Below are 14,247 nucleotides of genomic sequence, written 5' to 3'. Positions count from 1 at the left end.
CTGCTGGGGCTGCCTTGTCGACGGCCCGGGGCGACTACTCGCCGCGGACCTTCTTGACGATCTCTTCGGCGATGTTCGTGGGAACCTCGGCGTACGAGTCGAACTCCATGGAGTACGACGCCTGGCCGGAGGTCTTCGACCTCAGGTCGCCAACGTACCCGAACATCTCTGAGAGCGGCACAAGGGCGTTGACGACCATGTCGCCGTGACGCTCCTCCTGGGCCTGGATCTGGCCGCGGCGCGAGTTGATGTCACCGATGACCGTGCCGAGGAAGCTCTCGGGGGTGGTCACCTCGACGGCGAACATCGGCTCGAGCAGGACCGGCTTGGCCCGGCGGGCGGCCTCCTTGAAGGCCTGGTTGCCGGCGATCTTGAACGCGAGCTCCGAGGAGTCGACGTCGTGGTAGGCACCGTCGGTGAGCGTGAACTTCACGTCCACCATCGGGTAGCCGGCGAGCACGCCGAACTCCATGGCGTCCTGGCCACCGTGGTCGACCGAGGGGATGTACTCCTTCGGGATGCGACCACCGCTGACGGCGTTGACGAACTCGTAGCCCGCACCGGTGCCGGTCTCGGGGTCGATGTTCGGCTCGAGGTCGATGACGACCTTGGCGAACTGACCCGAACCACCGGTCTGCTTCTTGTGGGTGTAGGAGTGCTTCTCGACCTTGTTGCGGATGGTCTCGCGGTAGGCGACCTGCGGCTTGCCGACGGTGGCCTCGACGCGGAACTCGCGCTTCATGCGGTCGACAAGGATCTCCAGGTGGAGCTCGCCCATGCCGGCGATGATGGTCTGACCGGTCTCTTCGTCGGCCTTGACCGTGAAGGTGGGGTCCTCGTCGGACAGCCGCTGGATCGCGGTGCCGAGCTTCTCCTGGTCGGACTTGGTCTTCGGCTCGATGGCGACCTCGATCACCGGGGCCGGGAACGTCATCGACTCGAGGACGACCTGGTTCTGGGGGTCACACAGGGTGTGGCCGGTCTTGGTGTCCTTGAGGCCCATGACGGCCACGATCTGGCCGGCGCCGACCGACGCGATCTCCTCACGCTTGTTGGCGTGCATCTGGTAGACCTTGCCGATCCGCTCCTTGCGGCCGTTGACCGAGTTGATCACGGTCGAGCCGGCCTCGAGCTTGCCGGAGTAGACGCGAACGTAGATCAGCTTGCCGAGGTGCGGGTCGGTCGCGATCTTGTAGGCGAGGCCGGAGAACGGCTCGTCGTCGGACGGCTGGCGAACGATGACCTCGCTCTCGTCCTTGACCGAGTGACCCTGGATGCCGTCGATGTCGAGCGGCGAGGGCAGGAACTTCACGACGGCGTCGAGCAGGGGCTGGACGCCCTTGTTCTTGAACGCGGTGCCGCACAGGACCGGGTTGAGCTTGTCGGCGAGGGTGGCGCGACGGATCGCGGCCTCCAGCTCCTCGACGGAGAACTCGCCCTCGTCCAGGAACTTCTCCATGATCTCGTCGTCGGCCTCGGCCAGCGTCTCGAGGAGCTTCTCGCGGTACTCGGCAGCCTGCTCGGCGAGCTCGGCCGGGATCTCCTCGACCTCGTAGTCCTCACCCATCGTGGTCTCGCCACGCCAGGTCAGGGCACGCATGCCGATGAGGTCGACGACACCAAGGAACTCGGACTCCGCACCGATCGGCAGCTGCAGCACGAGCGGGGTGGAGTTGAGGCGCTCGACCATCATGTCGACGCAGCGGAAGAAGTCGGCACCGGTGCGGTCGAGCTTGTTGACGAAGCACATGCGAGGGACGGAGTACTTGTTGGCCTGACGCCACACCGTCATCGTCTGCGGCTCGACACCGGCGACACCGTCGAAGACCGCTACGGCGCCGTCGAGGACGCGCAGCGAGCGCTCGACCTCGGCGGTGAAGTCCACGTGGCCGGGGGTGTCGATGATGTTGATCTGGTGGTTCTTCCACCAGCACGTCGTCGCAGCAGAGGTGATCGTGATGCCACGCTCCTGCTCCTGCTCCATCCAGTCCATCGTGGCTGCGCCGTCGTGGACCTCACCGATCTTGTAGCTGATACCGGTGTAGAAGAGGATGCGCTCGGTGGTGGTGGTCTTGCCGGCGTCGATGTGCGCCATGATGCCGATGTTGCGGACCTTGTTCAGGTCGGTGGTGATTTCGACAGCCACGTCTGTGTCTCAGTCCCTCGAAAGTAGATGGGTGCGGTGGGTCACGGCGTACGGCGAGGCGTTGGCCTCGCCGTACGCCGTGGCAATCACCAGCGGTAGTGGGCGAAGGCCTTGTTGGACTCGGCCATCTTGTGCGTGTCCTCGCGCTTCTTCACAGCGGCACCGAGGCCGTTGGAGGCGTCGAGGATCTCGTTCATCAGGCGCTCGGCCATCGTCTTCTCACGACGGTCGGCGGCGTAGCCCACGAGCCAGCGCAGGGCGAGCGTGGTCTGACGGTTGGTCTTGACCTCGACCGGCACCTGGTAGGTGGCGCCACCGACGCGGCGGGACTTGACCTCGATGGCGGGCTTGACGTTGTCGAGCGCGCGCTTGAGCGTGACGACCGGGTCGGAACCGGTCTTCTCGCGGCAACCCTCGAGGGCGGTGTAGACGATGCGCTGGGCAACAGCCTTCTTGCCGTCCTGGAGGACCTTGCTGACGAGCTGGGTGACAACCTGCGAACCGTAGACCGGGTCGACGACGAGAGGCCGCTTCGGGGCGGGACCCTTGCGAGGCATTACTTCTCCTTCTTCGCGCCGTAGCGGCTGCGGGCCTGCTTGCGGTTCTTGACACCCTGGGTGTCGAGCGTGCCGCGGATGATCTTGTAGCGGACACCGGGAAGGTCCTTCACACGGCCGCCGCGCACGAGCACGATCGAGTGCTCCTGCAGGTTGTGACCGACGCCCGGGATGTAGGCCGTGACCTCGACGCCGGAGCTCAGACGCACGCGGGCGACCTTGCGGAGGGCGGAGTTCGGCTTCTTCGGGGTGGTCGTGTAGACGCGGGTGCAGACGCCACGGCGCTGCGGGGATCCCTTGAGGGCAGGTGTCTTGCTCTTGGACACCTTGTCCTGGCGGCCCTTGCGGACCAACTGCTGAATGGTGGGCACCGAGTGGTTCCCTTTCTTTTCTTTGATCTCTCGCAACAGCACTCTGCCGAGGCGGGTCGTGTCGGGAACAGCCGCCGTGAGGCGGAAGGTGCCCGGCTGGTGTCTGGGCCTATTCAGGGCAGGCCTGAAGGCAGGCCAAACACGAGGAGTCAATCTACCGGGGTGCCAGAGCCCGGTCAAAACGTCGCGGGAGGCCGTCGGACCGCATTCACGCGAGCTGTCCGGGGGCCGCCGGCTGCGGCACCGGCCGCGCGTGCAGCTCGGCGATGGTGGCGCCCTTCGACCGGGCGAACAGCAGACTTGCCACGCCGATCCCGGCGATCGTCAGCAGGCCGCCGAGGATGAGGGTCCAGCGGGCGCCGAACGCCTCCCCGATCCAGCCGATCACGGGCGCTCCGACGGGGGTGCCGCCCATGAAGATCATCATGTAGAGCGCCATCACGCGCCCGCGCACGCCCGCGTCGGTGTGCACCTGCATGTAGGCGTTGGCACTGGTGATCAGGGTGAGCGCCGAGAGGCCGATCAGCGGGGTCAGCAGCGCGAAGGTGAGGTAGGAGGGCATCAGGCCCGAGAGCGTGACCAGGGCGCCAAAGACGATCCCGGCCCAGATCACCAGGCGCTGGCGCACGAGCTCACGCCGGGCAGCCAGCAGCGCGCCGCTGAGCGAGCCCACCGCCAGGAAGGTGCCGAGCAGGCCGTACTGCATGGGGCCCTTGTCGAAGACCTCGGTCGCCATCAGGGCGCTGGTCATCTGGAAGTTGAGCCCGAAGGTGCCCGCGCTGAACACGATGGCCAGGATCAGCAGGAGGTCGGACCGGGCGCGGACGTAGGCGAAGCCCTCCCGGATCGCCCCGGGGCCTCGGTGGGTGAGCGCGGGCGAGTCCAGCTGGCTGGGGTCCATGCCGCGCAGCGCGAGGACCGGCGCGACGTAGGACACCGCATTGATCAGGATCACCCAGCCGGTGGCGGCCGCTCCCCCGCCGAACGCCGCGATCAGCAGCCCGGCGACGCCGGGGCCGACCAGGCGGGCGGCGTTGAAGCTCGCGGAGTTGAGACCCACCGCGTTGGTGAGGTCGGCCGGCTCGACGATCTCGGAGACGAACGACTGGCGCGCCGGCGCGTCGAAGGCCGCTCCCAGGCCGAGGACGAAGGCCAGCACGTAGACGTGCCAGACCTGGGCCGTGCCGGTGACGGCGAGCAGCCCGAGGACCAGCGCCGGCACGGCCATCGCGACGTTGGTGATCTGCAGCAGCAGCCGCTTCGGCATGCGGTCGGCGACCAGGCCGGAGAACGGGCCCAGCAGCAGGAACGGCAGGAACTGCAGTCCCGTCGTGATGCCCAGGGCGGCGCCGGAGTTGGCGGTCAGCTGGAGCACGAGCCAGTCCTGGGCCACTCGCTGCATCCAGGTGCCCGTGTTGGACACGACCCCGCCGGCGGCGTACAGGCGGTAGTTGGGATTGCGCAGTGAACGGAAGGTGGGACTCAAGACGGTGTTCGTGCTCCTGGGGGTCAGTCGGCCTGGGACAGGCGATCGAGGATGGGGGCCGCGCGGCGCAGGACGTCGCGCTCGTCGGCGGTCAGGTGCTTCAGCTGGACGGCGAGCCAGGCGTCGCGGCGCTTGCGGTCGGCCAGCAGCGTGGCGCGCCCCAGCGCGGTGATCTGGACGACGACCTGGCGGCCGTCGGTCTCGTGCGGACGTCGGGTGACGTAGCCGCCGTCCTCCAGGCCGCTCACCGTCCGGGTCATCGACGGCGGCTGGACCTTCTCCGCCCGGGCGAGCTCGCCCACGGTCTGCGCGTCGCTGCGGTGCAGCAGCCCCAGGACGACCATCGAGCCGATGCTCAGCTCGTTGTCCGGGTGGCGCTCCACAGTGAGCCGCCGGCGCAGGCGCATGACCGACGTGCGGAGCTCGGCGGCGAGACCGGCGTCGGTGCGGGAGACGGCTTCTACAGTTGGCATGTCGTTAGCATAACTCATTAGTCATGCTAACTATTCCAGTTGGCAGCGGCCCCGCCGGGCCGTGCGGGGGTCTCAGCCCACCCAGGACGAGATCGGGCTGATCGCGAAGTAGAGGACGAACATCGCGGCCACGATCCACATCAGCGGGTGCACCTCGCGGGCCTTGCCGCGCACGAGCTTGATCAGGACGAAGGCCAGGAAGCCGGCGCCGATGCCCGCGGAGATGGAGTAGGTGAACGGCATCAGGACGATGGTCAAGAAGGCCGGGATCGCGATCTCGAGGTCGTCCCAGTCGATGCCGCGGACCTGCTGCATCATCAGGAAACCGACGAGCACGAGCGCGGGAACGGCCGCCTCGTTGGGCACGATCTCGACCAGCGGGGCGAACGCCGTGGCCAGCAGGAACAGCACGCCGGTGACGACCGAGGCGAGACCGGTGCGCGCGCCCTCGCCGACGCCGGTGGCGCTCTCGATGTACGACGTGTTGCTGGAGACGCTCGCAGCACCACCCGCCGCCGCGGCGATCGAGTCCACGATCAGGATCCGCTTGGTGTTCGGCGGGTTGCCGTCCTCGTCGAGGAGCCCGGCCTCGGCGCCGATCGCGGTCATCGTGCCCATGGTGTCGAAGAAGTCGGCGAGCAGCAGCGTGAAGACGAGCAGCACAACGGTGACGACACCGGCGTTCTCCCACGAGCCGAGCAGGTTGAAGTTGCCGAGGAGGGCGAAGTCGGGGACGTCGAGGACCTTGTCCGGCAGCGCGGGAACGTTGAGGTTCCAGCCGGTGGGGTTGACCCCGCCGTCGTCGGTGAAGGTCGGGCCGACCTTCGCCACCTTCTCGACGATGATCGCGATCACGGTGGTGATCGCGATGGAGATCAGGATGGCGCCCTTGACCTGACGGACGTAGAGCGCGACGACCAGGACCAGCCCGATCACGAACACGAGGACCGGCCACCCGGCGAGCTGGCCGGCGACGCCGAGCTCGACGGGGACGGGACCGACACCGGTGCGGCGTACGAACCCGGCGTCGACGAGGCCAATCAGGGCGATGAACAGGCCGATGCCCACGGAGATGGCGATCTTGAGCTGGGCGGGCACGGCGTGGAAGACCGCTTCGCGGAAGCCGGTGAGCACCAGCAGCAGGATGATCAGGCCCTCGATCACGACCAGGCCCATCGCGTCGGACCAGGTCATCTGGCTGGCGACGGAGAAGGTGACGAAGGCGTTGAGCCCGAGCCCGGTCGCGAGGGCGAGCGGGTAGTTGGCCACGACCCCCATCAGGATCGTCAGCACGCCTGCGGCCAGCGCCGTGGCGGCGGCGACCTGGGCGAAGGTGCCGATCGAGTCGCCGTTGATGTCCTTGCCGGCGAGCAGGATGATCGGGTTCAGCACGATGATGTAGGCCATCGTCAGGAACGTCACGACCCCGCCGCGGATCTCGCGCGGGACGGTCGAGCCCCGCTCGCTGATCCGGAAGAAGCCGTCGAGGCCGCCTGTGGTCGTGGGGGTCTTGGTGCTGGTCTTGTCCGTCACGCGGCTGAGTCTGGCAGACCCTCGGGGTAACGTGGCGGTGTGGAGCTGAGGGACGACCAGACGACGCAGCACGAGATCGGCAACCGCACCTACATCGTGGCCGACGTCGAGCCGCTCGACGTCGACGGTGTGCGCACGGTCGAGGTCGGGGTCGGCGTGTGGCTGGTGGCGTTCATCGCCCTGCTGCCGTTCTACGGCGCCCTGCAGGACAGCGGGCGCACCTGGTGGCTGTGGACGTGCCTGGCCGGCTTCGGGCTCGGCCTCTTCGGCCTCGAGTACTGCCGCCGTCGACGCAAGACCCGCGCCGAGCTGGTCGACCCGTGACCCTGCCCCCGACCCGGTGGGAGCTCGCCGGCGAGGACAACCGCTTCTACGGCCTGCACTTCGACGCCCTGGTGCGCGAGGGTGCCGACGTCGCGGGTGAGGCGCGCCTGGCCGACGCACTCGTCGCTCGCCACGCCCGGATCCTCGACGTCGGCTCAGGGATGGGCCGGATCGCCGCGGCGCTGACCGCCCGCGGCCACGACGTGGTCGCGACGGAGCCCGATGCCGCCCTGCGCGCACAGTCGCAGGCGGCGTACGCCGATGTGCCGGTGCTGCCCCACGAGGCCCTCGCGATCCCGGCACTCGAGCCCTTCGACCTGATCGTCGTGGTGGGCAACGTGTTCATCTACCTCGGTGAGGGCACCGAGCGCGCCGTGCTCGCGCACCTGCGCTCGCTGCTGGCGCCGGGCGGTCGGATCCTCGCGGGCTTCCACCTGACCGCGGTGAAGAGCGGCAGCCGGACCTACCCGGCCGACGAGTTCGTCGCCGACGCGTCGGCCGCCGGGCTCAGCGTCGACTGGCGGTTCGGCAGCTACGAGCTGCACGCACCCAACGACGACTACGCCGTGTGGGTGCTGAGCGCCGGCTAGAGCGAGACGAACTCGTCGTCGGTGAGCGTGTCGAAGACGTGGTCGGGCACCGGGACGGGCTGCTGCTTGCGGGCGAGCTTGACCTCGGAGTGGGCACCGCAGCCGTGGTTGAAGGTCACGACCTTGCCGTCGTCGTTGGCGTTGCCGTTGGCGCAGACGCCGAACGTGTCGGAGAGCGGACCGGCGAGCCGGACCAGGAAGCCGCACGACCAGCAGGTGTCGGGCGCGCTCTTGGCCAGCAGCGACTCGGGACCGCCGTCGCCGGCGTACCACCGCTCGGCAGCCAGGTCGCGGCCCTCGACGGACAGGGTGCGGACGCGGCCGAGACCGAGGTCCTTGGCGACCTGGCGGACCTGGGCCTTGGCGTCGGCATCGAGCGGGTCGTCGCCGAAGGAGTAGGTCGGGACCAGGCGCACGTCCTCGTCCTCGACGGGCAGCAGGTCTCCCGGGGAGAGGTCGCCCGGCTGGAGGCGCTCCTTGTAGGGCACCCAGGACGGCGCGACGATCGCCTCAGCACCGGGCAGCAGCACGGCCTCGTTGAGCGTGGGCTTGCTGGAGTCGGCGTCGCGGGTCAACGTCACCGACCAGTGCCAGCCGAGGTAGCCGGCTCGCTTGCAGACGAACGTGTGGGTCACCACGAGGTCGTCCTCGCGGTGGACGTCGAGGTGGTCTCCGACGTCGGAGGGGTCCGCTTGGTCGAGAAGGACGGCTCGCGCGTCCTCGACGGCCGCGGCCAAGATGGCGTCGGGCGAGGTCTCGTCGAGGTCAATCACCCGCGCATCATCGCAAACGTCGGGCCGGTCTGTCAGTTCGCCCTGCCATCCGGACGCCTGCTGCACGTCCCGGGCCCACCCACACGGCAGGATTGGCCCATGACCTCCGAGCACGAGCCGCCGTCCGACGCCACCGCATCGGGTCGGCTCGCCGGAGCGGGCCGGGGTGTCCGCGCAGCCGGTCGGGGCGTCGGTCGCGGCGTCGCCGGCGCCACCCGCGTCTCCGGGAGGGCCGGCAGGTACACCGTCCAGCAGGCGCGGCGCGCGGCCCGGGCCGAGGGCGCCGGCGAGTCCGGCCTCTCGCGACTGATCGGGCTGCACGCCTTCAACGCGGCAGGCGACGCGGCCGTCGCGATCTCGCTCGCCGGCACGCTCTTCTTCCAGGTCCCGACCGGCGAGGCGCGCGGCCAGGTCGCACTCTTCCTCGCCCTGACGATGCTGCCCTTCGCGATCGTCGCGCCCCTGATCGGGCCGTTCCTGGACCGCTTCAGCCACGGCCGCCGCTGGGCCATCGGCTCCACGATGGCGATCCGCGCCTTCCTGTGCTGGGTGCTGGCCACGGCCGTCGCGACGGACTCACGCTGGTTGTTCCCCGCCGCTCTCGGTGTCCTGGTGGCGTCCAAGGCGTACGGCGTGACGCGGGCCGCCGCCGTACCCCGCCTCGTCCCGCCGACCCTGACGCTGGTCAAGGCCAACGCCCGCGTCTCGCTGGCGGGGATCGTCGGCGCCGCCGTCTCGGCCCCGATCGCCGTCCTCGCCGCCACCGCCGGCTCGGAGTGGTCGCTGCGCTACGCCTTCGTCGTCTTCGTGATCGCCACCGTGTGGGCGATCCGGCTGCCGTCGCGGGTGGACTCAAGCGTCGGCGAGGGGACGCTGGTCCTCATGCCGGCGGCGCGGGACCGCCGACCCGAGACGCCGGGCAAGCGCCCGCGGAGCCGCATCCCGGTGGCCGTCGCCTTCGCCCTGCGGGCCAACTGCGGCCCGCGGTGGCTCTCGGGCTTCTTGACGATGTTCATGGCCTTCCTGCTGCGCGACAACCCGATCGGCGACTGGAAGCCCGAGGTGCTGCTGGGGCTCGTCATCGGCGCGGCCGGCCTGGGCAACACGCTCGGCATCACCCTCGGGTCACTGCTCAAGCGCATCGACCCGGCGCTGACCGTGGTGCTGGCGCTGGTCGCCGACGCGGTGGTCGTGCTGGTGGCGGCGCTGTTCTACGGCCTGGTCCCGCTGGTCGCCCTCGGCCTCACGGCCGGGCTCGCGCAGTCGCTGGCCAAGCTCTCGCTCGACTCGACCATCCAGCGCGACGTCCCCGAGCGCATTCAGGCCAGCGCCTTCGCGCGCTCCGACACCACGCTGCAGCTGGCGTGGGTGGTCGGCGGCTTCGTCGGCATCGCGATGCCGCTGATGCCGCGACTCGGGCTCGGCATCGCGTGCGCCGTGCTGGCGGCGTGGGCGATCTTCGTGTTCGTCAGCCGCCCGAGCCGGATGGGCACGTCGCCCGGTGGCGCCTGAGCCGTCGGGTCAGAGCTCGAGCTCGTCGGCCAGCGCGCGCAGCAGCTTCGCGGTCGGCTTGGCGGTCTTGGCCTCGGGCGCGCGGCCGTGGCGGTAGGTCTCACCGACACCGTCCAGCAGCCGGATGATGTCCTCGACGATGGTGACCATCAGCTCGGGGTCCTTGCGCTGCGAGGTGCGCTTGTTGCGGCTCACCGATGCCGGCTCGTCGACGACCCGGACCTGGAGGGCCTGGTCGCCGCGTCGACCCTGGGCGATGCCGAACTCGACACGGGTGCCGTTCTTGATCGTGGTCATGCCCTCGGGCAGCGCGTCGGCGTGCAGGTAGACGTCCGGGCCGCTGTCCTGGGACAGGAACCCGAATCCCTTGTCGGCGTCGAACCACTTCACCTTGCCACTGGGCACGGTCTGACCTCTTCTACTCAAACGATCACCGCGACGGTGGTCGCGATTGCGGGCAAAGCCTAGGCGGACGTGCCGATCACTCGCCAACCGATTGGCGCAGGGCCTCGTTGAGCGAGCCCGAGCGGAAGCCACGGGGGTCGAGCTCGGCGGCATCGAAGCCGGCGGCGTGTACGGCGTCGAGCACCGTGCGGCGTACGGCATCGTCGGTGAGGGGGCCGGCGACGAGCGTCGCGTCGACCTCGAGCGAGGCCCGCTCACCCAGGTCCCGCACGCGCAGGTCGCGGGCCTCGAGGCCGGCCGCGGCCAGCGCGGACCGGACGCCCGCCTCGGCGCGCTCGACCCGGGCGAGGCGGTGGGGCGTGACCTCGATGCCATAGGCGACGCGCGAGGACAGGCAGGCGGCGGCGGGCTTGTCCCAGGTCGGGAGGCCCCAGCGGCGTGAGGCGCGGCGGACGTCGTCCTTGGTCAGGCCCGCGTCGAGGAGCGGCGTCACGGCCCCGCGCTCGGCCGCGGCGCGGATGCCCGGGCGGAAGCCGGCGACCGCGTCATCGGCGTTGGTGCCGGTGGCGACGTGGGCGATGCCGCGCCCAGCGGCGAGGGGCCCGAGGGTCTCGATCAGCTCGGCCTTGCAGAAGTAGCATCGCTCGCCGTCGTTGGCGCGGTAGCCCTCGCGGTCCATCTCGTGGGTGCGGGGGGTGAGCAGCTCGACGCCCAGTGAGGTCGCGAAGTCGCGGGCCGGGTCGCGCTCGACGGCAGGCAGCGAGTCGGAGTAGCCGGTGCCGGCCACGACGTTGTCGGGCCCCAGGGTCCGGGCGGCGGCGGCGAGCAGCAAGGCACTGTCCGCTCCCCCGCTGAAGGCGACCAGCACGGAGCCGAGCTCGCGCAGGCGCTCCTCGAGCGCGGCCAGCCGCAGGTCGAGGACGTGCTCGTCGAGCCAGGCGGGGAACTCGTCGAGGCTGTCGAGGACGACGTGGGTGCCGGCCGCGAGCAGCGCCTCGCGGGTGCTGCCGCCGGTGAGCACCGAGACGCTGATGACGCCCGCGGCCAGGGCGCCCTCGACGTCGTGGACGTGGTCACCGACGTAGACGGACGCGCCCTCCTGGCGGAGCACGTCGGCCTTGCCGACGCCCCAGACCGTCCCCTCGAGGTGGTCGATGTCGAACCCGAGGTGGTCGACGTGGCGCTGCGCATTGGGAGCGAACTTGCCCGTCACGACCACGACCCGGCCGCCGTGGCGGCGGACCGCTGCCAGGGCTTCGTGGGCGCCGGCCAGGGCGGGCACCGGGAGGATCGAGTGGTCGACGTAGAGCTCGCGGAAGCGGGTGATGGCGGGCTCGATCGCCTCCGCCGCGAGGTGCGGGGTGAGGATGAGGTCGAGCGGCGGGCCGAGGTTCTGGGTGAGCTCGACGACGGGGAACTCGACGTCGAGCTCGTGACCCAGCGCGACCAGCGTGGCTGCGAACCCGGGCACGGTGTCGATCAGGGTCATGTCCAGGTCGAAGCCCACCACGAGTGAAGGGGCGCGAGACGACATGCAGCCAGCGTAGATCCCCTGTGCACGAGGCTTTGATTCCCCACCATCCGGCTGACACCATGGAGGGTTCCGCGCCACAATGGCGTGCTCTGACCTGCACGAACGACGCAAGGACCCACGTGACACCGACCGCACCGAGTGCCGTTGCCCGCGCAGCCCGTGTGCTGTTGCCGGGCCTCGTCGCGGCCGTGACCGTCGCCGCCACCATGACGTCCGTGCCCTCCCTCGCGAGCGAGGGCGAGGTCCCGAGCCTGCAGCTCGTGACGTTGACCGGGCCGGGCACCTCCGCCTCGACGGCCGACGCCGCCGTCCTGACGGCCCGCCAGGACGCCGTGCTCGCGAGCATCGACTCCCCCGAGACGACCTACCGCTGGACGACGGCCCTCAACGGCTTCGCCGCCCGGCTGACGCCCGAACAGGTCACGGCCCTCGAGGCCCACGACGAGGTCGCGACCGTGGAGGCCAACTCCGTGCTGCCCATGGCCGGCCGGATCACCTCGACCGGTGCCGTGTCCGCGCAGGCTGAGCGCGTCAGCGGTCGAGCCGGCTCGGGCGTGGTGATCGGCTTCGTCGACTCCGGCCTCGCGCCCGACTCACCGCTGTTCACCGACGTCCCGGGCCTGGGCGCCGACCTGCCCAGCTATGCCGGGGAGTGCACGACCGGCGAGGGATGGTCCTCCTCGTCGTGCAACCGCAAGGTCGTCGGTGCCGGGTGGTGGGTGGCCGGCTTCGGCGCCGACCGCATCCGCTCGTCGGAGAGCCTGTCGGCGCTCGATGTCATCGGCCACGGCACCCAGGTCGCCTCCGTCGCGGCCGGCAACTCCGACGTCTCGGTCCGGCTGAACGGCCGCACCATGGGCAACTTCGGCGGCGTGGCTCCCCGCGCCCGGATCGCGCCCTACAAGGCGTGCTGGGCAGCGCCCGACCCTGCTGACGACGGGTGCGCGACCGCCGACGTCGTCTCCGCGATCGACCGCGCCACCGCCGACGGCGTCGACGTCCTCAACATCGCCGTGGCCGGCCCCTCCTCGATCGACACCGTCGAGCGGGCGCTGCTGGGTGCTGCCGAGGCCGACGTCGTCGTCATCGGTGCCGCCGGCAACGCCGGGCGCTCGGCGTTCGCCGGCCACACCTCCCCGTGGGTCACCACGGTCGGCGCCACCCGCGGCAGCACGCTGCGCGGCCAGGTCTCGGTCGTGCGCGGCCCCCGCCTCACCGGAGCCAGCCGCTCTCGCCGCGCCGTCGGCCCGGTGCGTCTGGTGCTCGGCGCCGACGCGGTAGCCGCAGGTGCGCGTCGCCGCGACGCACGGCAGTGCCGGCCCGGTTCGCTCGACGCCCGCCAGGTCGCCGACCGTGCCGTCCTGTGCGTGCGCGGCGGCATCGGCCGCGTCGACAAGTCCGAGGCCGTCGCACTGGCCGACGGCGTCGCGATGGTGCTGGTCAACGACCGCCCCGGCGGCGTGATCGACGACTTCCACAGTGTCCCGACGGTCCAGCTCACGCAGGGCGACGGCCAGCGCCTCACCCGCTGGGTCCGCCGGCACGACCGCACCGTCGTGCGCCTCGCCGGCGTCGCCCCCGAGCGCTCCGCCGCCCGGGCCGCCGGTTGGTCAGCCTCCGGTGACTCGCGGTCCACGCTGCTCAAGCCAGACATCGTCGCCGTCGGCGAAGGGGTGCTCGGCGCCGTACCCGGCTCGTGGGCGCTGTTCTCCGGCACGTCCGCCGCGACCGCGCGCGCCAGCGGCCTCGCCGCCCTGCTGCGCTCCGAGCACGACTGGTCGGCTCCGGTCGTCCGCTCCGTGCTGACCACGACCGCGCGACCGCTCGCCGGCGCCCCGACCCTGAAGCAGGGGGCCGGACAGGTGGGGTCACTGCGCCGGGCCGGGCTCGCCCTCGACGTCCGCTCCGGCGACTACCGGCGGGCCCTCGACGGCACGTCGTGGCGTGACCTCAACGTCTCCTCCCTCGTCATCCGCCGCGGCGGCACGGCCGTTCGGCGCGTCACCAACCTCGGCTCGCGCGCCGAGTACTTCTCCGCGCAGGTCCAGGGGTTCGCCGGGCACAGCGTCCGGACGACGCCGGTCGCGCTGCGCCTCGCCCCGGGCGAGACGGCCACGGTGCGCATCACCGTCACTGGTCCGAGCGGACCGACCAGGCTCGACGACGGCTGGATCGTGTGGCGCGGCGCCCGCGGCTCCGAGACGCGCCTCCCGGTCGCGATCACCCGCTAGGGCACTCAGGCCTCGCGGCGCACCGACATCTGGCGGTCGCCGAACGAGACGACGTCACCGTCGACGAGGGTGGCGGGCTTGCCGGCCGTCAACGGCCGGGACACGCCCTGGCGCATGAGCACCGACCCGTTGGTCGAGCCACGGTCCATCACGACGAGCACGCCGTCGGGGGCCGGCCCGAACTGGGCATGGGTCTTGGAGACCGACATGTCGGCCGAGGTGAGCGGCACGAGGTGGTGGACCTGTTCACCCGAGCGCGGCTCGGGACGCCGTCCGACCAGCGCAAGGCCCTCCACCACGAAGGACTCGCCG

14 protein-coding genes are annotated in these 14,247 nt (G+C 70.8%); 4 read left to right on the top strand and 10 right to left on the bottom strand.

The window, feature by feature from the left end:
* Positions 1-34: 34 nt before the first annotated feature.
* From fusA to CF8_RS03135, 6 genes are all read right to left on the bottom strand, one after another.
* Positions 35-2,095, bottom strand: coding sequence for an elongation factor G (gene fusA / locus CF8_RS03160; RefSeq protein WP_010831697.1), 2,061 nt, complete (start codon positions 2,093-2,095; stop codon positions 35-37).
* Between the two features lie 137 nt (positions 2,096-2,232).
* A complete protein-coding gene (rpsG, locus tag CF8_RS03155) occupies positions 2,233-2,703 on the bottom strand; it encodes a 30S ribosomal protein S7 (protein WP_010831696.1) in 471 nt (156 codons plus the stop codon).
* A complete protein-coding gene (rpsL, locus tag CF8_RS03150; protein ID WP_010831695.1) occupies positions 2,703-3,074 on the bottom strand; it encodes a 30S ribosomal protein S12 in 372 nt (123 codons plus the stop codon). The genes rpsG and rpsL overlap by 1 nt, the downstream gene beginning before the upstream one ends.
* 208 nt (positions 3,075-3,282) lie before the next feature.
* On the bottom strand, positions 3,283-4,560 hold the full coding sequence (locus CF8_RS03145) for an MFS transporter (protein WP_010831694.1): 1,278 nt from the start codon (positions 4,558-4,560) through the stop codon (positions 3,283-3,285).
* Positions 4,561-4,583: 23 nt separating this feature from the next.
* Positions 4,584-5,033, bottom strand: coding sequence for a MarR family winged helix-turn-helix transcriptional regulator (locus CF8_RS03140; protein WP_010831693.1), 450 nt, complete (start codon positions 5,031-5,033; stop codon positions 4,584-4,586).
* Positions 5,034-5,105: 72 nt separating this feature from the next.
* Positions 5,106-6,566: an NCS2 family permease gene (locus CF8_RS03135; protein ID WP_010831692.1), complete on the bottom strand. Its 1,461-nt coding sequence runs from the start codon at positions 6,564-6,566 to the stop codon at positions 5,106-5,108.
* Positions 6,567-6,605: 39 nt separating this feature from the next.
* On the opposite strand from CF8_RS03135, the gene CF8_RS03130 reads away from it, so the two are divergent.
* Both CF8_RS03130 and CF8_RS03125 read left to right on the top strand, forming a co-directional pair.
* Complete coding sequence (locus CF8_RS03130; protein ID WP_010831691.1) at positions 6,606-6,890, top strand: DUF2530 domain-containing protein; 285 nt, start codon at positions 6,606-6,608, stop codon at positions 6,888-6,890.
* Positions 6,887-7,480, top strand: coding sequence for a class I SAM-dependent methyltransferase (locus CF8_RS03125; protein WP_010831690.1), 594 nt, complete (start codon positions 6,887-6,889; stop codon positions 7,478-7,480). Before CF8_RS03130 ends, CF8_RS03125 begins: the two co-directional genes overlap by 4 nt.
* On the opposite strand, the gene CF8_RS03120 is transcribed toward CF8_RS03125, so the two are convergent.
* Positions 7,477-8,253 carry a DUF3027 domain-containing protein gene (locus CF8_RS03120; RefSeq protein WP_036490055.1) on the bottom strand — a complete coding sequence of 259 codons (777 nt, stop codon included), beginning with the start codon at positions 8,251-8,253 and terminating at the stop codon, positions 7,477-7,479. The genes CF8_RS03125 and CF8_RS03120 overlap by 4 nt on opposite strands.
* A gap of 99 nt (positions 8,254-8,352) precedes the next feature.
* Between CF8_RS03120 and CF8_RS03115 the strand changes: the two genes are divergently transcribed.
* Entirely contained in the window at positions 8,353-9,765 is a 1,413-nt protein-coding gene (locus CF8_RS03115) for an MFS transporter (protein WP_010831688.1), read from the top strand.
* Positions 9,766-9,774: 9 nt separating this feature from the next.
* On the opposite strand, the gene CF8_RS03110 is transcribed toward CF8_RS03115, so the two are convergent.
* Together CF8_RS03110 and CF8_RS03105 are read right to left on the bottom strand one after the other, a co-directional pair.
* Positions 9,775-10,170 (bottom strand): cold-shock protein, encoded by a 396-nt coding sequence (locus tag CF8_RS03110; RefSeq protein WP_036490054.1) that lies wholly within the window; start codon positions 10,168-10,170, stop codon positions 9,775-9,777.
* Positions 10,171-10,246: 76 nt separating this feature from the next.
* Positions 10,247-11,704: an HAD hydrolase-like protein gene (locus tag CF8_RS03105; protein WP_036490053.1), complete on the bottom strand. Its 1,458-nt coding sequence runs from the start codon at positions 11,702-11,704 to the stop codon at positions 10,247-10,249.
* Between the two features lie 119 nt (positions 11,705-11,823).
* On the opposite strand from CF8_RS03105, the gene CF8_RS03100 reads away from it, so the two are divergent.
* Positions 11,824-13,935 carry a S8 family serine peptidase gene (locus CF8_RS03100; protein WP_198016939.1) on the top strand — a complete coding sequence of 704 codons (2,112 nt, stop codon included), beginning with the start codon at positions 11,824-11,826 and terminating at the stop codon, positions 13,933-13,935.
* A gap of 5 nt (positions 13,936-13,940) precedes the next feature.
* Here CF8_RS03100 and CF8_RS21340 read toward each other — a convergent pair.
* On the bottom strand, positions 13,941-14,247 hold a 307-nt coding region (locus tag CF8_RS21340; RefSeq protein ID WP_198016938.1), incomplete at its 5' end, for an FHA domain-containing protein.

It is taken from the genome of Nocardioides sp. CF8, assembly GCF_000389985.1.
Taxonomy (GTDB): Bacteria; Actinomycetota; Actinomycetes; order Propionibacteriales; family Nocardioidaceae; genus Nocardioides; species Nocardioides allogilvus.
Note: the sequence above shows the minus strand (reverse complement) of the source record. Positions and strands in the feature narration are given on the sequence as shown.